Genomic DNA, 19,648 nt, shown 5'->3' with positions numbered 1-19,648 from the left:
TTACATTAACGTTCCGGCTTATCCAGCCCAAAGTGCAGATAAGCACGCTCCGTTACCATACGTCCGCGTGGTGTACGCTGCAAAAATCCTTGTTGAATCAGGAAAGGCTCAATCACATCTTCAATGGTATCGCGCTCCTCACCGATAGCCGCGGCAATATTATCCAGGCCAACCGGACCGCCCATAAATTTGTCGATAATGGCAAGCAGCAATTTGCGGTCCATTAAATCAAAACCTTCGCTGTCCACTTCCAACATGTTTAATGCTTTTGACGCTATTGTCTGATCGGCAGTGCCGTCATTTTTGACTTCGGCAAAATCGCGAACCCGACGCAATAAGCGGTTGGCGATACGTGGTGTACCCCGGGAGCGACGGGCGACTTCAATTGCACCTTCGTTATCCAGCTCAACATTCAAAAAATGGGCGCTGCGAGCAATAATGTCGGTTAAGTCTTCAACCTTGTAAAACTCCAGGCGCTGAACAATACCAAAGCGGTCCCGAAGCGGAGAAGTCAGCGCGCCGGCACGGGTCGTGGCACCAATTAATGTAAACGGTGGCAAATCCAATTTAATCGAACGAGCAGCCGGCCCCTCACCTATCATGATATCCAGCTGGTAATCTTCCATCGCCGGATATAACACCTCTTCAACCATGGGACTTAATCGATGAATTTCGTCGATAAACAGTACATCATTCTCTTCGAGGTTGGTTAACAGCGCCGCCAAGTCACCAGCTTTTTCCAATACCGGTCCGGAGGTAGTCCGAATATTTACCCCCATTTCATTGGCAACGATATTTGCTAACGTGGTTTTACCCAGCCCCGGAGGGCCAAAAATCAGCAAATGGTCGAGCGGTTCACTACGCTTTTTCGCCGCCTCGATAAAGATTTCCATCTGCTCTTTGACATGGTCCTGACCAGTGTAGTCAGCCAGCATTTTCGGGCGAATTGCCCGGTCGATGGTTTCTTCTTCTCGGGTTGTGGAAGTTGGTTGTATTAAACGATCCGCTTCTATCATCTTTGTGGTTCAATCATTAATTAGTTTTTTAACAGTCTATACGCGAGTTATAACATAGATTTCAGGGCATCACGAATCAACTCTTCCGAACTCATGCCATCCTGATGGACGCCGGAAACCGCTTTTTCAGCCTGATTCTGTTTATAACCCAGAGACACCAATGCCGTGATAGCATCATCTTTTTCGTTAGTAACCGTAACAAATGTCGAACCAAGGTCTTCACCCTGCAAGGAAAATTCGTCTGCCGTTGGTGTCGAAATATCCTGCCCCCAATCTTTCAGGCGATCGCGCATTTCAATCAGTAAACGCTCAGCGGTTTTCTTACCGACCCCCGGAATTTTTACGATGGTGGCGACATCATCAATCTGCACACAATGTACGAATTGCGAGGCCGACATATTGGAAAGGATTGCCAGTGCCAGCTTGGGCCCGACACCGTTAACTTTGATCAGTAACCTAAATAGCTTTCGTTCCGTGACATTGGCAAAGCCATATAATTGCTGGGCATCCTCACGCACGGCAAAGTGAGTATAAATAATGGCTTCTTCATCGAGCTTAGGTAAATGATAAAAGCTGGTCATAGGGAGTGTGACTTCATATCCTACACCGCCACATTCAATCAAAATTTCCGGTGGCTGCTTATCAACCACGGTGCCTCTTAATCTTCCTATCACTTTGCCTTCCTCACCCTGTTTATTGCGCAGCGGTATATCCCTGGAAATGGGAGATGTGACTATGAACAGTCATCGATACCGGTTGCTTAGTTAATAATTCAAATACTATATATTTATACAGTAATGTCAATTTTTGTTTGGAAAAAGTTTTATTTGTGTGGGAATGGTGGAAATGCTCTTAACGCAAACGGCCGCGCACGGTTTTTGATGCCTGCCCTGCCATTTTCGCCAGAGAGTCATAACTGTGCGCATGACAAATCGCTACTGCCAGGGCATCTGCTGCATCGGCCTGGGGAGTGCCAGGAAGTTTTAAAATAGAGGCAACCATGTGCTGGACCTGGGTCTTATCTGCCGCACCGGTTCCGACCACCGACTGTTTAATCTGGCGGGCAGAGTATTCTGCGACCGGCAAATTATTATTGGTAGCAGCAACCATCGCTGCTCCGCGAGCCTGGCCTAGCTTTAACGCACCTGAGGGGTTGAGTCCCATGAACACCTGCTCAATGGCAAATAAATCCGGTTTGTACTGAATGATGAGTTCGGAAACGCCAGAAAAAATAATTTGTAACCGTCCGGATTGGTCATCGCCGGCTGCCAGGGTTTTAATACAACCGCTGCCCAGGTAATTAAAGGCACGGCCTTTTTTTTCAATGATGCCATAGCCGGTAATTCTGGAACCGGGATCGATGCCTAAGATAATGCTCATGGATTGGTTTTAATAATTAGTATGTTTCTAACATAAAGAAACCAGAAGCAGAGTCAAATAAAACTTGAATCCTCTTCTGGTTTGCTCATGGTTTCAGTTACCAGGCTCAAGGCCTGAAGCTGAATTATTCTTCCGATTTTTGCTCTTGGGCAACAATCTCAACACCAAGTTCGGCCAATTGCGCTGGGTTTGCTTTACCCGGTGCATTGGTTAGTGGACATGCCGCAGTGGTGGTTTTCGGGAATGCCATTACATCGCGAATTGACGTAGCACCAGTCATTAGCATCACCAGACGGTCGAGGCCAAAAGCCAGACCCGCATGTGGCGGAGTACCGTAGCGCAAAGCTTCAAGTAAGAAGCCAAACTTCTCTTCGGCTTCTTCATCACTGATACCCAGGATACGGAAAACTGCCGCCTGCATTGCCTGGTCGTGGATACGAACCGAACCACCACCTAATTCACAACCATTCAAAACCATATCATAAGCGTTTGAAAGCGCGCCGATCGGATTAGCTTCCAGCTCTTCTGCTGTTAATTCCGAAGGTGCAGTGAACGGATGGTGCAACGCGTGCATGTGACCATCTACTTCTTCAAACATTGGGAAGTCAACCACCCACAGTGGTTTCCATTCATCGCTAACAATATCCAAGTCTTCGCCAAGCTTCAGACGCAGTGCGCCCATCGCTTCCGTAACTACCGTGTAGTTATCGGCACCGAAGAAAATGATATCACCGCTTTGTGCGTTGGTGCGCTCAAGCAAACCATTTACCACATCTTCCGGTAAGAACTTCAGGATTGGCGATTGAATACCTTCCATGCCAGCAGCGCGGTCATTAACCTTCATCCAGGCTAAACCTTTAGCACCGTAGATACCAACGAACTTACCGTATTCATCAATGTTCTTGCGAGAGAACTTCTCAGCTCCACCTGGTACACAAATAACTGCTACCCGGCCCTTTTCATCATTGGCAGGACCAGAGAATACTTTAAACTCAACATCTTTTAGTATATCGGCAACATCAACCAGTTCTAGTGGGTTACGTAAATCTGGCTTGTCCGAACCGTAACGAGTCATCGCTTCAGCATAAGACATGCGTGGGAAGTCGCCCAAATCAACATTCAGTAACTTGGTGAACAAATCACGGATCATGGTTTCGGTAACTTCCATCACCTGATCAGCGGTCATGAATGAGGTTTCGATATCGATTTGGGTAAACTCTGGCTGACGATCAGCACGCAAATCTTCATCACGGAAACATTTAACGATTTGGTAGTAGCGCTCCATACCAGACATCATCAGCAATTGCTTAAACAACTGTGGCGACTGTGGTAATGCGAAAAAGTTACCTTTGTGAGTACGACTCGGTACCAAATAATCGCGCGCGCCCTCTGGGGTTGCTGCGGTAAGAATTGGTGTTTCGATATCCATGAAGCCCTGAGCTTCTAACGATTCACGAACCGCCGAGGTAACTTTTGCACGAAAACGCAGGCGCTCAGTCATTTCCGGACGACGTAAGTCCAGGTAACGATACTTTAAGCGCTGTTCTTCAGAGTTCTTCTGATGATCATCTAAGGTCAGTGGTAATGGCGCCGCTTTATTTAAAATATTCAGCTCAAGACCTAATACTTCAATCGCACCGGTTGCCATGTCTTTATTTACCTGGCCTTCCGGGCGAGCGCGAACCTTACCTTTCACCTGAACACAGAATTCATTACGTAGCGTGTTGGCTTTTTCCAGTACTTCAGGGAAATCCGGATCGTAAACGACCTGCACGATACCTTCACGATCCCGCAAATCTAAAAAGATTACTGCGCCGAGATCACGGCGACGGTTTACCCAACCACAAAGTGTGACTTCCTGACCAATGTGAGATTCATTTACCTCACCACAATATACGCTACGCATTATTGACTGTTCCCGATAGTAAAAAGCTTGAACCCGCGTTTATTATAGCGGGATCATAGTGGCACCGACGCGATCATCAATGCCTGAAAAATAGTAAAGCCGACATTATAAGGAAAACCCGCTGGATGTCACCCGAATTGGCAATCAGGGTAGATAAAAAATACCGATTCGGGTTATTGCCGTTAATTTTGCCGCTTTTTCGTCGTTAACTTTTAATATCTCAGGTATTTAAGATAAAATAAGGCCATCACCTGCAACAGGGCGTAGCCGATGTCCATAAAAGATCCTCAACAAGATACAGACCTCATATATTCAAAGCCACAGGTAAAAGTCGCAGATTTTCAATTCGATGCTCAGGTCGTTGAAGTATTTCCCGACATGATCAAACGTTCGGTACCAGGCTATAACACCATTATCGATACCATCGGTAACCTCGCCGGTCGTTATGCCAAAGACAATACCAATATTTATGATTTAGGCTGCTCTTTGGGCGCAGCTAGCCTAGCCATGCGTCGCAGTATCCAAGCCAAAGATTGTAAAATCATTGCCATCGATAACTCCGAAGATATGGTGGATCGCTGCAAAATTCATATCAATGCGTTTAAAGGGGATACTCCTTGCGAGGTGAAACTTGGTGATATTCTCACCGAACCGATGGAAAATGCCTCAGTCATTGTATTGAATTTTACCTTACAATTTATCGCCCCGGAAAAGCGTGCGCAGTTAATCGAGAATATTTCTAAGGCCCTGGTCCCTGGTGGTTTATTCATACTTTCTGAAAAGATTTATGATCAAGACCCTGTGTGTAAAGAGTTACTGAATGAATTACACCACGACTTTAAACGGGCCAACGGTTACAGCGAACTGGAAATTGCACAAAAGCGCTCTGCTATCGAAAATGTGATGAAGCCGGATCACCTGAGTAATCATCTTCAACGATTGCAACAAGCGGGTTTTTCCCACGCTACCCCCTGGTTTCAGTGCTTTAATTTTTTCTCTTTAGTCGCCATTAAATAACCTCATAAAATCAATATGTTTAATACCTTTTATCAACAAATTGCTACAAACCAGTTAAGTCACTGGCTAACCACCCTGCCCGCTCAGCTTGAACAATGGCAGAAAAACCATTTGCATGGCGAATACGGAAAATGGTTAAAAACCTTAGAAGCCTTGCCTGCTACCGAGTATTCAACCCTGGATTTAAAAGACAGTGTCACGGTCGGTGCTGCCGACGATATTCCTGAAGGCCAACGCAAACGTATAGAAGCCTTGCTTAAAAACTTTAAACCCTGGCGAAAAGGTCCGTTTCATATTCATGGCCTGCACATAGATACGGAATGGCGCTCGGATTTTAAATGGGATCGCTTGCTGCCTCATATCAGCCCGCTACAGGGGCGCACGGTTTTAGATATTGGCTGTGGTAGTGGTTATCATTTATGGCGGATGCGTGGCGAAGGTGCGGAGTTTGTTGTCGGCATTGACCCTACCCAGTTATTTTTAATGCAGTTTCAGGCTATTCAACACTTCATTAAAGATCCCAAGGTAAATTTATTGCCGCTCGGTGTCGACGATCTTCCGGCCCTGAAAACCTTTGATACCGTGTTCTCAATGGGAGTACTGTATCATCGTAAATCACCAATCGATTTTTTACAGCAGTTAAAAGCGCAACTTCGACCCGGTGGCGAGTTGGTTCTGGAAACCTTAGTGGTTGAAGGCGATGAACAAACGGTACTGGTGCCAGGTGAACGCTATGCAAAAATGCGCAATGTCTGGTTTATTCCAAGCGCTGACGCGCTGATGTTCTGGATGCGACGCCTGGGCTTTAAAAATGTCCGCATGGTCAATACCGACCAGACCGCCTTTGAAGAACAACGTAAAACCGATTGGATGGATACCGAATCCTTGCAGGATTTCCTTGATCCAAAGGACAGTAATAAAACCATTGAGGGTTATCCGGCACCACTGCGAGCGATTTTTATCGCTGAAGCGTAAAAGGAGACGGAAGAGGAAGGTGGAAGTAATAAGTTGCCGCTATTCTCTAACTTCAAATTCCGTCATCTCCTTGTAAAAGGAGATCTCTTAACAAATGCTATTGCCTGAGATTTCCAGTCGCGGCTGGAAATGACGGGAGATTAAGCAAGGCCGTTGGCCCTCCGAAGCCTGAGACCTGAAACCTGAAGCCTTAATGTCGCTTAATTATCAGCTCCGATAATTAAGCGAATATGCAAAACCACATGAATAAGATGAATCAATGCGGACAGTGCTAACAGGCTGAGTAGCACTGTCATCAATCCTTGCAAAGAAAAGCTGGCAATTAATGGCAGGAAAAATGCGAATGGTATAAGGTAAGCCAAAGTTCCGATTATCAAGGCTATCAGCCGCCATAAAAAACTCATCTTCAGGCCAAAGCAAACCGAACACATTGCCCAGAAACTACATACCACAGAGAATAGCCAGAAGATAAATATCCCTGCCTGCAATGGCGATTGCGAAGCCATTTTTACTGGTTCACCGGATAGCCCCCCGATCAGGAAGTTAACCAGGGATATTACCGCCGCGGCCAGCAGGGCCAGAGCCGGCAACCAGGCAAAAATGATGGTGAGGTTAATAAACATGGCGTGCCTGAGACCTAATACCTTTCATTAATATAAAATGACTATATCAATGAAATCTATGTTGTAAATGAAACTCTGCCCTAACTCTGAGTTGTGCACAAACTTAATGTGATTGGTATAACGACTGTTAAATATTTTTACTTGTTCATCATTGAAAATAGAGTAATCATAGACACAAATGAACAGGAATTGCGCGCTTTTATGAACGAAAACTGGTTACAACGTAAATTTTCACCAAACTCTACTCGTATTCAGGATCATCGCTCACCGTTTCAACGGGACAGAGCTCGCATTCTTCACTCTGCCGCATTTCGTCGCCTGCAGGCCAAAACCCAGGTAATGGGTGTCGGTGTCAGTGATTTTTATCGTACCCGGTTAACTCATTCCCTAGAAGCGGCGCAAATTGGCTCAGGCATCAGCGCCCAGTTAAGAAACAAATACAGTGAACTGGCAGAAAAATTATTTCCCAACGATGATGCCCTGATTGAAGCCATTTGCCTGGCTCACGATATCGGCCACCCACCTTTTGGTCATGGCGGTGAGGTTGCGCTGAACTTTATGATGCACAAAGACGGTGGCTTTGAGGGTAATGGCCAGACATTTCGAATTGTCAGCAAGCTGGAACCCTATACGGAATCCTACGGCATGGATTTAACCCGCCGGACATTACTGGGCTTTTTAAAATACCCACAGACTCTGCAACATTTACAATCCTCGTATCCTTTAACGCTCCCCAATAACTACCGACAATTAAAAGCTAGTGACTGGCATCCGCCAAAAGGCATATATGAGGACGACCTGGATATGCTGTACTGGGTACTGGAGCCCCTGTCCTATTCTGACAGAGAACGGTTCCAAAGCAGCATTGCCCGGGACAATGATCATCGCAAGACACAGTTTAAGTCGTTAGATTGTTCCATGATGGAACTGGCGGATGATATCGCCTATGGTGTTCATGATTTAGAAGATGCGATTGTCACCGGTGTGGTATCCAGGCATTTATTTGAAGAGTATGTCACCAAACCCCTGGCTGAAATCGATGATGCCTGGGTTCAGGATCATTATCAGGCGTTGACCGAAAAACTATTCAGCCAGCAGCATCATCTGCAAAAAGATGCCATAGGTTCTCTGGTCAACTATCTGATCACTTCCATCGCCCTGGTAGATTTGAACACCACCCAAGGCACCGATTTTAGCGAAGATTTATTGCGCTACAACGCAAAATTATCCGCCGCACCTGCGACCGTTCTCGGTTTGTTAAAAGATTTTGTCTATCGATTTGTGATTAAACAAACCGATATCCAGCGCCTGGAATATAAAGGCCAACAGATTGTGATGGAACTGTTTGAAGCCTTTGCCAGCGATCCTGAGCGATTATTACCAGAATCAACTCGTCGCCGCTGGCAAAAAGTCGCCGACGATGGTCAGAACCCGAACCGGGTAATTGCCGACTACCTAAGTGGCATGACCGATGAATTTGCCACCCGGGTTTATAATAATTTGTTCATCGCTAATGCCAGTGGTGTCAATGAGAAGCATTGTGTGTAGGCTGCAAGCGTAAGGTGGAAGTCGAAGGTGGGGGGTGGAAGTAAACTTGCGTTAGATCCTCTATGTTCGAGCATTGACTTTACCATTCACAATTTCAAAAAAGGAATTCACCTTGAATGCGATAACCGATTTAGCCCAATTGATTGCCAGCATGAAGCCTGAACGTCAACCAGCCGATTACGTATTCGTCACGGTAACAGGTGATATTGCGGATTATCTGACATTAAATCCCCTGGCGTGCTTTCAGGAAGCCGAAGGGCTAACCCTAATCCTCGAACAAACCAAAGCCGATCATGCCGGGATTGGCTATGAAGGAGTATTCAGCCAAATAACCATGACGGTGCATTCCAGTTTAGAAGCGGTAGGCCTGACGGCAGCAATCTCCAACGCCCTGGCGCAACATAACATCAGTGCCAATGTGGTTGCCGCCTACTTTCATGATCATGTGTTTGTACCCAAAGAAAACGCTGAACAAGCATTGCAGGTACTCCAGCAATTAAGCCGAGAACCGAGTCCTTGTTAAGCTAACTGCTTAATTTAACATCGAAAGGGATTTGCTAGCCCTTGCACACCGCAAAACAGGCTTTACAATAAAGCCTTATTTTCGCCAGGAAGCTGAAATTCCGTGTTAGATATCTACGCCGGCAAAAACGCGCTTGCCACTCTCCAACAACAAGGATTCTCGCAACAATTAATTTCGACCATGATTGGTGCCAGTGGTGGTCCTAAGTGGTTTTCCCTGTTTGGTCTGGACAAATACATCTTCGGTGAACTTTTTAAGGACCGGACATCTGAATTAAATTTAATCGGCTCGTCAGCGGGCGCATTTCGCTTTGCTGCCCTTTCGCAATCCGATCCGGTCGCCGGCATCACAAGGCTTGCAGAAAACTATTCACAAACCGTGTACTCAGAAAAAGCCGATGCTAAGGAGATCACTTCAAAAGCGTACGACTTGATGTCAGCCGTCTTTGGTGAGAATGGTATTGAGCAAATTATCACTAACCCGGTTTATAAAGCTCACTTTGTTACCTGTCGTTGCCATGGCTTAACCCAGTTCGAGAATAAAGCGCTGCAAATGCTTGGCCTGGTAACCAGTTATGGACTTAACCGCATCGATCGAAGGCTACTCAAACATCAGTTCCAGCGAGTCATTTACCATCACCCAGAAAGTAACCTGACGATAAAGGATCCGTATCAGTTTGAGACCAGCTATCTGCCATTAACCGAAAACAATACTCTCGATGCACTGTTAGCCAGTGGTTCAATTCCGGTCGTTATGCAGGGCATTAGAAATATCGCTGACTCGCCGAAAGGCATGTACCGGGATGGTGGCATTGTTGATTATCATTTTGATCTCGAACTGGAAAATCAGCAGGGTTTGATTCTTTATCCGCATTTTAGTCCGGTACCGAAAGCCGGCTGGTTCGATAAATCCTTAAACCGGTTTGTCGACAAAAAGCATTACGACAACGTGATAATGCTGGTGCCATCGGCAGAATTCATTGCCAGTTTGCCACATCAGAAAATTCCGGATCGCAAAGATTTCACTGACTTTCCGGCACCCGAACGGATTAAAAACTGGCAAACGGTGCTCAGCGCAACCGAGCAGTTAGCACAAAGCCTGGACGACTTTCTGCACAAACAAGATATTGAGCGAGTCAAACCCCTCGCCTGGTAATAAAAATCAAGGGGTCAGAGTCACAGACTCTGACCCCTTGATTTTAAGATAGACAGCGACAACCTTTCTTAACGCTTAAAGCTTACCGCTTGCAGCTCAAGAAATAGCCCGAGCGGCTATTTCTTGTAGTAGAGCGCACACACGGCACCAGCCGGGTCTTTAATAACCACATACTTGTCGTCACCGCCCATGGATTTAACCTCGGTCAGCAGCTTGCCGCCTTTGGCGGTAACTGATGCAATGGATGCATCCATATCGGCGACCAGAAAATAAGGCATCCATACGGGTGGCAAATCGGCATTGACGCCACGAGCATGGCAAATACCGGCCTGAGGCGAATCGTTAACGGGATTATTCATCGCATAATCATCGTACTCGCCCATGGAACAGGCTTCCACTTCCCAACCGATAACCTGCTGATAAAAATCGCGAACTTCCTCTGCATTCTGAACGGTTAAATCTAACCAGGCCATTTCGGTAATATTGTTATTCATCATTGCCCTCTTAATCGTGTCAATTAGTAGATTTCGATGTCATGCTGCTTTGGATTTTTCGGATAAAACTTATCCGGAAGTTGATTAATATGTTCAAAAAAACGCGTGTCTTTATAGGGTAGCTTCATAAACCCGGAGATACCTAAACCTTTTATGGTCGGCAATAGTTCGATTATTTCCTGCAGACACTGGGCAAATTCATCGCGTTTAGCATGATTAAGCAACATCAGATAACTATGGATTTTTAAGTGGGTATCCAGGACCTCGAAAATAATACAACCAGTATGATGAATTTTGTTTAATCGCGTCAGCACCGCCATGATTTTATCTGGTAACCGCAGGTATTCATCCGGATCTTTACCATCTTCAAAATAGGAATGCAGTCGCGACGGTTTATCAACCTCGTCGAGGTTACTGACTTCAAACGGAATAAACTGCTCAGGCGCGGCTTTGAAAGGCTGAGACACGCTTTTTCGTTCGATGTGCAAGGTATTACGAGCATCAAACAGACAGGACTTAAATATCCCGATGCGAAAGATCCCCTGTGCCAGGGTAACCATATTATTGACCGCGGATTTAAATGCGGTTTCCAGTGATTGATCAAATAAGGTCAGGTTGGAGTCAACATAAACGCCCTCTTTCTCCCAACGAATCGCCAGGCCGCCAACCACCGGATAACGTGCCAGGCGACTTACTGCAGCAATGAATGCTTTTTCGGTAGCGCCCATCCCAACCAGAAAGTTCTTATAATATTTTTCCAGTTGAATGTCGTCGATATCGACCAGTTTATCGCGCTCGGAAGACTCCCGTAAAAACGATTTTCGCGAGCCATAAACCACGGTGTCCATTTCCGCCACTTTCGGTTTAACCCAAACCGGGATCACCGATTTGATTAGGTTAACCTTAGGGTTTGGATTCAGGACTAACCTTTCCAATAAAGGCAATTGGGAGAACAGGTAGTCACCAGCCTTGCGCCTTAAATCTGCATCATCACCAAGCATCGCATCTAAAGATTTTCCCAATACCTTCGGCAATCCCAGGGAGCTGGCGGTAATCACCTTATAACCGTAGCGGCATGACTGTCCTGACGCCAGCGCATACAAAGTGGCAGCCATCCCCTGCTCGTCAAACCGGGGCGAGGACAACCCGCCATTAAGTTGTTCTTCTCCGATAAAATACACATCGCCCATCCGCGCATTGGTGTGTTGTAAGTCGTCACTCATCAGGTCCATCACATTCGACGCGGTAGACTGGCCATAATTATCAACCTGAGCCCAAACTGACGATCCCCAGTCGATTAGCTGGATTTTTTCGGTAATAGGATCAAACACCAGGTTTGACGGTTTGATATCGCCATGGACAATAAGTTTTTGTTGTTGATGGTTTTGGGGGTCTTTCAGATATTGGAGAATTTTCATCAGTTGAATGGCAAGCGTTACCACCAATTCCGGAGGCAATGGCCCATGCTGATGCGAGTAAACTTCCATATCGACACCCGGCGCCCGACGCATTTGTAAAATCGACTGGCGTTTGATTTTTCGATATTCGATGAGCTGCGGAATGTTTGGGTGGTCAATCGTGCCCTGCATCAGGGCTTCATCGGCGAGTCGGTCCTGAACATGTTGAGGTAAGGTGATACGTGAAAATTTAAAAACCTGGTGCTCGCCGCCGGCATTTTCACCGCAAAACACAAACCCATACGCACCTTTACCAAGAAGCTCTATGTTGTTAAAACCCATTTCCCGCAACTGGCTCTTACACAGTTCAATCCACTGTTTGAGCTTTTCCGCATCCTTGTGGCTGAGCAAATAAATCGATTGCTCTTCGGCAATATAAAAATGCTGGAGTTTTTTTTTCGCTGTGTTTTGCTTCAACCTGAAACCTTACTGCCTGAGTTTTGAGAAAAAGTAGACTGAATCACTTTAAATCAATCACCACCAGCAAGCCAAGCTTTATACCAATTTCATTCATATAGCATGACTATATTAATGAATTCTATGTTGCAAATTAGCCTGAGCCTGAGTTGTGCAAAAACTTAATGGAATTGCTACTACTCATCCGATTCAGGATCATTCACCTTATTAAATTTCGACTTTAAACGACTGCGATAACGGGATTTAGCCAGTTTTTGTAAATCTTCCACCGAGTCGGTTTCATCAACAATTTCACGGCCCAGTATTGTCTCAATCGCGTCTTCCAGCGTTACAATGCCTGCAGTCTGACCAAAATGGTCTTCCACCAGGAACAAGTGCTCCTGACGTTTAATGAACACATCAAGTAAATTCAACACCGGGAAACTCTGGGAGATTCGATGCACGGGCGATGCCAGCTCTTTTAACTTAGTATCCGCCTTGCCCTGGCGTTCAGATTCATAGAGCTGGTTCTTAATGATAATGCCGGTAATATTATCGATGCTCTCTTCGAACACTGGGATCCGGGTAAAAAATTCAGTTTGCGGAGCGGCCAGTGCCTCGGCGACCGTACAGTCTTCGCTTAGCGCATGAACCACGCTGCGCGGGGTTAAGATATCTGCAGCTTTCGCTTCCCTTAACATCAGAATATTTTGAACCAGCTGGCTTTCCTGGCTAGCTATGGTACCGCCCTTTTGGCCAAGAGAGGTTATCGCCAGGACTTCTTCGCGGGAGATTTCTGGTTGTTTCGTGCCACTAAACATGCGAGTCAAAAATCCGGATAGCCATACCAGGGGATAAACCAGCTTTACTAAAAAGTTGATAATCACCGAAGCAGGAATGGCCAATGCACGCCAGTAATGTGCACCAATGGTTTTAGGAATGATTTCCGAGAAATATAAAATGGCCAGGGTTAACAGGAAGGCAATCAGGGTTTCCCATTTCTCCCCGAACACCTGGATTGCCTGTGAACCTACACCCGCCGCTCCCATCGTGTGCGCAAACGTATTTAATATCAGGATGCTGGAAATTGACTGGTCAAGCTGCTGCTTTACCTGGGTAAGCTGCTGATGCCCGCGGGATTTATTTTGCTGCACTTCAGCAACATAACTCGGGGTTATGGATAATAAAACCGCTTCAAGAATTGAGCACAGGAACGACACACCAATCGCGATACACAAATAGACAATTAATAGCGTCATTTACACCCTGCCGTTAATTCGTCAATGGTCAATGGATATCTCCTTAAATTTAGTGTGTTAAGACAGTATAAACTGATACAGGTTCACGCCCCAAAGTAAGATCAACCAGGCAAAGGCGACAAACACCAAAGCCGAGCCGATGTCTTTACAACGACCGATTAACGGATCGTGTTCGATACAGACCTTATCTGCCAACGCCTCCAGCGCCGAGTTTATCAGTTCGGCAAAAAGCACGAAGACCAGGCTAAACACCAACGCCAGCCAGGATTCGATCGATGAGGCAATAAAAAAACTAATGGGTAATAAGATCACCACCAGTAGCAGTTCCTGACGAAATGCCGCTTCGTATTTAAAGACATCTCTAAAACCTTGCATCGAGCAAACAAACGCCCGATAAATTCGCATTAATCCCTGACCATTGGGTTTAGCGACGGGCTCGCTGGGTATTGTCATTATTCGAATACCTGAAGATAAGTGGAAACGTTTATTGTAGATAAAATAAAAGCTTAGTTAAATACCTGACAGTAAATAGGATGATTCCCTGATTTTTCCCCTCAGCAAACCCATCAGGTTATTCGCTATTAGTTTTTACCCACCTGAAATCAAGGCGATATCCGCTTAATTGCGCTTTGTATATTGCATTGTGGCAACAATAAACTTATCGTATAAATAATATACCAGTCTGCGCATATTGATTGTTCATCAAGGGAATGCAAAAAATAATATTGGGGAACGCTTTCGAATGACAACGGTTTCTAAAATCCTGGTCAAAAACATCGTTTTTGCCATCGTCTTCCTGTCCGGTTTTTTTATCCTGGGGGTGACTGGCCTGAAGACTTATGTTGACCACCAACATGACACACACCGCCAACAAATTCTGTCACACGCCGAAAACTTTACCGGCGAACAGGCCAATGAATTTAGCCAGCTGTTAATGAAATCATATGAATACGACTCACTTGAGGTTAAAGACGCCTCAGGAAAGGTGGTCGATTCATACGATAGAAAACCGGTTAACTATGCCTACCTGGCCACCCTGATACATGCTGAAAAACCAATACAGGTCAATGCCAAGCCTCTACAAGCAAGGGTTCTTTATACCCTCAATCAGGATCATCTGTTTTCCTGGTTTAATGCCCTGAGCCTGTTTATTCTTGCGGTCACCATTTTCATGGTCATTGCCGGAACCTTACTTACCAGCAAAATGACCACCATTGCCAATAACAAGGCATCGGAAAAAATCGCCCAGGCGATTGCCGATGAAATTAAACTGGCAATTGATAATCAGCAGGATATCGAACAATTCCAGTTACCCAGTGCATTCAGCGAAGTTAACCGGGTTATCCAACAGTTAAAAGAGTTTATCGCCACCAAACTAACCAGCACCGAAGCGTTAAAGCAAACCGCTTATGTCGACCCGCTTACCGGTTTATCAAACCGCAACAGTTTTGCTGAATTTTTTAACGCTTATGCCAAGCACACCCGCGGCAGTGGCTTTGGTGTTCTGTTTATTACCCGTTGTACTGAGCTAAGAGTCATCAACAAAGTTCACGGTTATCAGGAAGGTGACCGCTATCTGTGCCAGGTAGCGAACATTCTGCGCAAACAGATTCAAAACGTTGAAGGTGCGTCATTATTCCGCCTCAACGGTTCAGACTTCGCCACCTTTATCCCTAACGTTACCCTGAAAGCGTCACAAAGTTATGCGGATGAGTTAACCGGTTTATTCAATGAGTATCAGGTTCTCGCAGATATCGACTCGGTTGCCTACACGGGTATTGTAAACTTTGAAGTGCAAAGGCCGCTTGGCGAGCTATTGGCTTTGGCGGATACGGCTATCAGTATTGCTGAAACCAAACATAAAAACTCCTGGTATATTCAGTCCTACGAGGAAATGGAACAATCCGCCGCGGTTGGCTACGGCAGCCAGAGCTGGGGCAAAGAGATTGACTATGTTATCGAACATCAGAACGTTTCCCTGCTAACCCAATTGATTCAGCCTAATGCGCGTAACAACAAGATTTACCATGAGGTTCTGGCTCGCTTTACCAATACATCGGGCGAACAAATGCCGACAGCGTCATTTATTGCGATGGCAGAGAAGCTCGACAAAATTATCTTAATCGATCGCCTGGTGATTGAAAAAGTGTTGTCGGAGATTCGTAATAAAAACCTCACCGAGCAATCGTTTGGTATTAACCTGAGTTCGCGCTCTATCCATGATGAACACTTTATGATCTGGCTGGAAAGACGCCTGTTAAGGGATAAAGATATTTGTTCACGGCTGGTGTTCGAGGTTAGTGAATTCGGACTGCAGCAAAATGTCAAAGACAGTATTTACTTTATCAATATGGTACATCGCGCCGGAGCTAAAGTCTGTGTTGAACACTTCGGGGTGGGTATCACATCGTTTAAATTTTTCCGTGAATTGTCACCAGATTATGTCAAAATGGACGGTAGCTATACCCGTGATATTGAAAACGACAAGAACAACCAATACTTCCTACGCCTGATGATCGACCTGGCGCACCGAATGAGTATTAAAGTGCTGGCTGAAGGGGTTGAGACCCAGGAAGAGAAGCATGCTTTCGATGAAATACTGGTTGATGGCTGTCAGGGTTACTATATCGGGAAGCCGGAAGGGATCTAAGCTGAAAGATATAAGCTGTAAGATATCCGCTTCAATAAGTTTCGTCATATCCTGCCACGACAGGATATCTCAGCCGATAAATCAAGGGGGCAGAGTCTGTGACTCTGACCCCTTGATTTTTAAATTGGCTTGCTGTTCATCTCACCAATAATACAAATCTTCACCATTCCCTGCTCATTATTTCAGCAACTAAAATAACCCCACAAACTACGAGTTGTTAAATCACAGATAAACAAGGATAATAAAGGTAATTTTTCGATGTATTTATGATAAATGACTGATTATCTATTACTTTTGGTTGGCACTGTATTAGTTAACAACTTCGTGCTGGTAAAGTTCCTCGGCTTGTGCCCTTTTATGGGGGTATCTTCTAAAACCGAGACCGCCATCGGCATGTCATTAGCGACTACATTTGTATTAACGCTGGCATCACTTCTCAGTTATTTATTCTCTACGTACCTGCTCAAACCCTTTGGTCTCGAATACCTGACCACCATGGGTTTTATCCTGGTAATTGCCGTGGTTGTGCAATTTACCGAAATGGTGGTCCATAAAACCAGTGCCAGTTTGTATCGACTACTAGGTATTTTCCTACCCCTGATTACTACCAATTGTGCGGTGCTGGGTGTTGCCCTCCTCAATCTTTACGAGCAGCATAACTTCTTTCAATCCATCGTTTATGGATTCGGCGCTGCGGTTGGTTTTTCATTGGTGCTGATTCTGTTTTCGGCGATGCGGGAACGACTGGCGAATGCCGATGTCCCTAAACCGTTTCAGGGCGCAGCGATTGCGATGATCACCGCAGGCCTTATGTCACTGGCCTTTATGGGCTTTACCGGGTTGGTGAAATAACCATGAGTATTGTCATCGCCCTGTTAATATTTGGTCTTATCGCCCTGATTTTTGGTGCCCTGCTTGGCTATGCCTCGGTCAGGTTTAAAGTTGAAGGGGATCCCCTGGTTGAACAAATCGACGCCCTGCTACCTCAGACCCAGTGTGGCCAGTGTGGTTATCCTGGGTGTAAACCCTACGCCGAAGCGGTTGCCAATGGTGATGCCATCAATAAATGCGCGCCGGGTGGTGATGATACGATCAAACGCATTGCCGATTTGATGGGAGTTGATGCCATCCCGATGGACGATAGTCACGAACAGGACAACACGCCAAAAGTGGCATTTATTATCGAAGAAGATTGTATCGGCTGTACCAAGTGTATTCAGGCCTGTCCGGTAGATGCGATTACCGGTGCAGCGAAACAAATGCATACAGTATTGACCGATGAGTGCACAGGTTGTGACCTATGCGTTGACCCGTGTCCGGTAGACTGTATCGAAATGGTCCCGGTGAAGCAGACACTACAGAACTGGCAATGGGATTTGAATACCATTGAAGTCGTTCAGATAGATTAAGAGGTAGTCATGGAATCTGTCATCGAACGTATTGATAACAATAAATTCTGGTCGTTTACCGGAGGCATCCATCCGCCTCAGCAAAAATTCCTGAGTAACGATAAGCCGATTCGTCCATTGCCGTTGCCAAAACGATTGATTTTGCCGGTACAACAGCATATTGGCCATGTCGCAGATATCCTTGTCAAACCGGGCGATAAGGTCCTTAAAGGACAACCTTTAACGGCGATTGCAACACCGATGACAGTACCGGTTCATGCGCCAACGTCTGGTACCATCGTCGATATTCGCAAAGCGACCATTGCCCATCCATCTGCTATGGCCGAGTTGTGCCTGATTATTGAACCCGATGGCGAAGATAAGTGGCAGCCTCGTAAAATTAATCCGGATTATCATCAGTTATCGAAAACCGAACTGGTCTCTAAGATTGCTGAAGCGGGTATTGCCGGGATGGGTGGCGCAGGTTTCCCGACCAATGTGAAAGTCAATAACCAGGCTGGCATCAAGTATCTGATCATCAATGCGGCGGAATGTGAACCTTATATCACTGCCGATGACCTGCTAATGCGTGAGCATGCCGCAACAATTGCCGACGGTATCGGGATTCTCGATTACATGCTTGAGCCCGAATATATCCTCATTGGTATTGAAGATAACAAGCCAGAAGCCATTAAAGCCCTGAAAACGGTCACCGCACACCTGGAAAAAGTCCGAGTATGTGTGCTGCCAACGAAATACCCAACCGGTGGTGAAAAACAATTAATCAAGGCGCTGATTGGTCAGGAAGTGCCAAGCGGTTCCCTGCCCTTTGACCTTGGCGTCGTCATGCAAAACGTCGCCACTGTATTCGCCATCGCCGAAGCGATAATCCATGATATTCCATTAATACGGCGGGTGGTTACGGTCACTGGTACGGCGTTAAAGAAACCACAGAACGTCTGGGCCTTATTGGGTACCGAGATTCGCCATCTGGTCGAACAATGCGGCTATCAGAATCCCGGGCAACCGCGCATTATCATGGGCGGGCCGATGATGGGCTTTAGCCTGCCATCGTTGCAGGTACCAGTGGTGAAGATCACCAACTGTATCCTGGCTCCGACCGATAGCGAAATTGCCCCGGGAAACAAAGAAATCGAATGCATTCGCTGCGGTCAATGCGCCGAGGTGTGTCCCAGTAACCTGTTACCGCAGGAGCTGCAATGGAGCGCCAAAGCACGGGATTATGACCAACTTGAAGCACTCAATCTGTCTGATTGTATCGATTGTGGTGCCTGTGCCTATGTCTGCCCGAGTCATATTCCACTGGTCCAGTATTACCGAGTCGCGAAAGCTGAAATTCGCGCCAAAAAGGTACAGGAAGCCAAAGCAGAAAAAGCCAAACTTCGTTTTGAGGCCCGCAAAAAACGTCTCGAAAAAGAAAAAATTGCCCGCGAAGAAAAACAACGCCTGGCTGCCGAAGCGCGACGCAGCAAAGCCGCAAGTCCGGGAGCATCGGATGCAGTTGCTGCGGCACTGGCCCGGGTGAAAGCGAAAAAAGCGCAACAAGATGCGAGCGATCCAGGTCAGGACGATTCGACTTCATCTTCGGTGAAAAGCACGGCGGCAGCGGCGATCGCAAGAGCCAAGGCTAAACGACTGGCCGCTCAGAAAAAATCGGAACAACAAGCCGATAATAGTCGCTTCCAACGACCTAATGATCAGCAACAAACGGCTGACAATGAAAACTCTGACGCTGATGCCAGTAGTCAAGGTGCTAAAAGTAACATTGACTCAAAGGCGGAAACCAATAACAAGGTCGACGCCAAAGCTGCTGCCTTAGCGCGTATTAAAGCGAAAAAAG

General features: G+C 46.1%; 18 protein-coding genes. 9 read left to right on the top strand and 9 right to left on the bottom strand.

Annotated features, from left to right (window positions below):
- Window positions 1–5 precede the first annotated feature (5 nt).
- The 4 genes from ruvB to aspS form a co-directional block, all read right to left on the bottom strand.
- Window positions 6–1,016 (bottom strand): Holliday junction branch migration DNA helicase RuvB, encoded by a 1,011-nt coding sequence (gene ruvB, locus E8M12_RS14300; protein ID WP_136736950.1) that lies wholly within the window; start codon window positions 1,014–1,016, stop codon window positions 6–8.
- A 47-nt stretch (window positions 1,017–1,063) separates the two neighbouring features.
- Window positions 1,064–1,690 carry a Holliday junction branch migration protein RuvA gene (gene ruvA / locus E8M12_RS14295; RefSeq protein ID WP_136736949.1) on the bottom strand — a complete coding sequence of 209 codons (627 nt, stop codon included), beginning with the start codon at window positions 1,688–1,690 and terminating at the stop codon, window positions 1,064–1,066.
- Between the two features lie 178 nt (window positions 1,691–1,868).
- Window positions 1,869–2,396, bottom strand: coding sequence for a crossover junction endodeoxyribonuclease RuvC (gene ruvC, locus E8M12_RS14290; RefSeq protein WP_136736948.1), 528 nt, complete (start codon window positions 2,394–2,396; stop codon window positions 1,869–1,871).
- Window positions 2,397–2,520: 124 nt separating this feature from the next.
- Window positions 2,521–4,302, bottom strand: a complete 1,782-nt coding sequence (gene aspS / locus E8M12_RS14285) for an aspartate--tRNA ligase (RefSeq protein WP_136736947.1) — start codon at window positions 4,300–4,302, stop codon at window positions 2,521–2,523.
- 270 nt (window positions 4,303–4,572) lie between these two features.
- Here aspS and cmoA point away from each other — a divergent pair, with 270 nt between their 5' ends.
- Together cmoA and cmoB are read left to right on the top strand one after the other, a co-directional pair.
- Window positions 4,573–5,319 (top strand): carboxy-S-adenosyl-L-methionine synthase CmoA, encoded by a 747-nt coding sequence (gene cmoA / locus E8M12_RS14280; RefSeq protein WP_136736946.1) that lies wholly within the window; start codon window positions 4,573–4,575, stop codon window positions 5,317–5,319.
- Between the two features lie 15 nt (window positions 5,320–5,334).
- Entirely contained in the window at window positions 5,335–6,294 is a 960-nt protein-coding gene (cmoB, locus tag E8M12_RS14275) for a tRNA 5-methoxyuridine(34)/uridine 5-oxyacetic acid(34) synthase CmoB (protein WP_136736945.1), read from the top strand.
- 200 nt (window positions 6,295–6,494) lie between these two features.
- On the opposite strand, the gene E8M12_RS14270 is transcribed toward cmoB, so the two are convergent.
- Window positions 6,495–6,917 (bottom strand): hypothetical protein, encoded by a 423-nt coding sequence (locus tag E8M12_RS14270; RefSeq protein ID WP_136736944.1) that lies wholly within the window; start codon window positions 6,915–6,917, stop codon window positions 6,495–6,497.
- 201 nt (window positions 6,918–7,118) lie between these two features.
- Between E8M12_RS14270 and E8M12_RS14265 the strand changes: the two genes are divergently transcribed.
- The 3 genes from E8M12_RS14265 to E8M12_RS14255 all read left to right on the top strand — a co-directional run bounded on the left by E8M12_RS14265 (window position 7,119) and on the right by E8M12_RS14255 (window position 10,143).
- Window positions 7,119–8,465, top strand: a complete 1,347-nt coding sequence (locus tag E8M12_RS14265) for an anti-phage deoxyguanosine triphosphatase (protein ID WP_136736943.1) — start codon at window positions 7,119–7,121, stop codon at window positions 8,463–8,465.
- A gap of 112 nt (window positions 8,466–8,577) precedes the next feature.
- Window positions 8,578–8,988, top strand: coding sequence for an ACT domain-containing protein (locus tag E8M12_RS14260; protein WP_136736942.1), 411 nt, complete (start codon window positions 8,578–8,580; stop codon window positions 8,986–8,988).
- A gap of 102 nt (window positions 8,989–9,090) precedes the next feature.
- The gene (locus tag E8M12_RS14255) at window positions 9,091–10,143 is read left to right on the top strand and encodes a patatin-like phospholipase family protein (RefSeq protein ID WP_136736941.1); all 1,053 of its coding nucleotides are present in this window, start codon (window positions 9,091–9,093) and stop codon (window positions 10,141–10,143) included.
- A gap of 116 nt (window positions 10,144–10,259) precedes the next feature.
- Here the strand turns inward: E8M12_RS14255 and E8M12_RS14250 are convergent, their stop codons facing one another.
- The 4 genes from E8M12_RS14250 to E8M12_RS14235 form a co-directional block, all read right to left on the bottom strand.
- Complete coding sequence (locus E8M12_RS14250) at window positions 10,260–10,640, bottom strand: VOC family protein (protein ID WP_136736940.1); 381 nt, start codon at window positions 10,638–10,640, stop codon at window positions 10,260–10,262.
- Between the two features lie 20 nt (window positions 10,641–10,660).
- The gene (locus tag E8M12_RS14245) at window positions 10,661–12,511 is read right to left on the bottom strand and encodes a serine/threonine protein kinase (protein ID WP_136736939.1); all 1,851 of its coding nucleotides are present in this window, start codon (window positions 12,509–12,511) and stop codon (window positions 10,661–10,663) included.
- Window positions 12,512–12,687: 176 nt separating this feature from the next.
- Window positions 12,688–13,749 (bottom strand): CNNM domain-containing protein, encoded by a 1,062-nt coding sequence (locus tag E8M12_RS14240; protein WP_136736938.1) that lies wholly within the window; start codon window positions 13,747–13,749, stop codon window positions 12,688–12,690.
- A gap of 57 nt (window positions 13,750–13,806) precedes the next feature.
- Window positions 13,807–14,202: a diacylglycerol kinase gene (locus tag E8M12_RS14235; RefSeq protein ID WP_136736937.1), complete on the bottom strand. Its 396-nt coding sequence runs from the start codon at window positions 14,200–14,202 to the stop codon at window positions 13,807–13,809.
- 289 nt (window positions 14,203–14,491) lie between these two features.
- Here E8M12_RS14235 and E8M12_RS14230 point away from each other — a divergent pair, with 289 nt between their 5' ends.
- The 4 genes from E8M12_RS14230 to rsxC form a co-directional block, all read left to right on the top strand.
- Entirely contained in the window at window positions 14,492–16,399 is a 1,908-nt protein-coding gene (locus E8M12_RS14230) for an EAL domain-containing protein (protein ID WP_136736936.1), read from the top strand.
- A 273-nt stretch (window positions 16,400–16,672) separates the two neighbouring features.
- Window positions 16,673–17,251 carry an electron transport complex subunit RsxA gene (gene rsxA, locus E8M12_RS14225; RefSeq protein WP_136736935.1) on the top strand — a complete coding sequence of 193 codons (579 nt, stop codon included), beginning with the start codon at window positions 16,673–16,675 and terminating at the stop codon, window positions 17,249–17,251.
- 2 nt (window positions 17,252–17,253) lie between these two features.
- Window positions 17,254–17,808, top strand: a complete 555-nt coding sequence (gene rsxB, locus E8M12_RS14220; protein WP_136736934.1) for an electron transport complex subunit RsxB — start codon at window positions 17,254–17,256, stop codon at window positions 17,806–17,808.
- A 9-nt stretch (window positions 17,809–17,817) separates the two neighbouring features.
- A partial coding sequence (rsxC, locus tag E8M12_RS14215) for an electron transport complex subunit RsxC (RefSeq protein ID WP_136736933.1) occupies window positions 17,818–19,648 on the top strand: 1,831 nt, incomplete at its 3' end.

It is taken from the genome of Thalassotalea mangrovi, assembly GCF_005116735.1.
Classification (GTDB): domain Bacteria; phylum Pseudomonadota; class Gammaproteobacteria; order Enterobacterales; family Alteromonadaceae; genus Thalassotalea_A; species Thalassotalea_A mangrovi.
The sequence above is the reverse complement of the archived record's forward strand: the minus strand, read 5'-3'. Positions and strand labels throughout refer to the sequence as shown.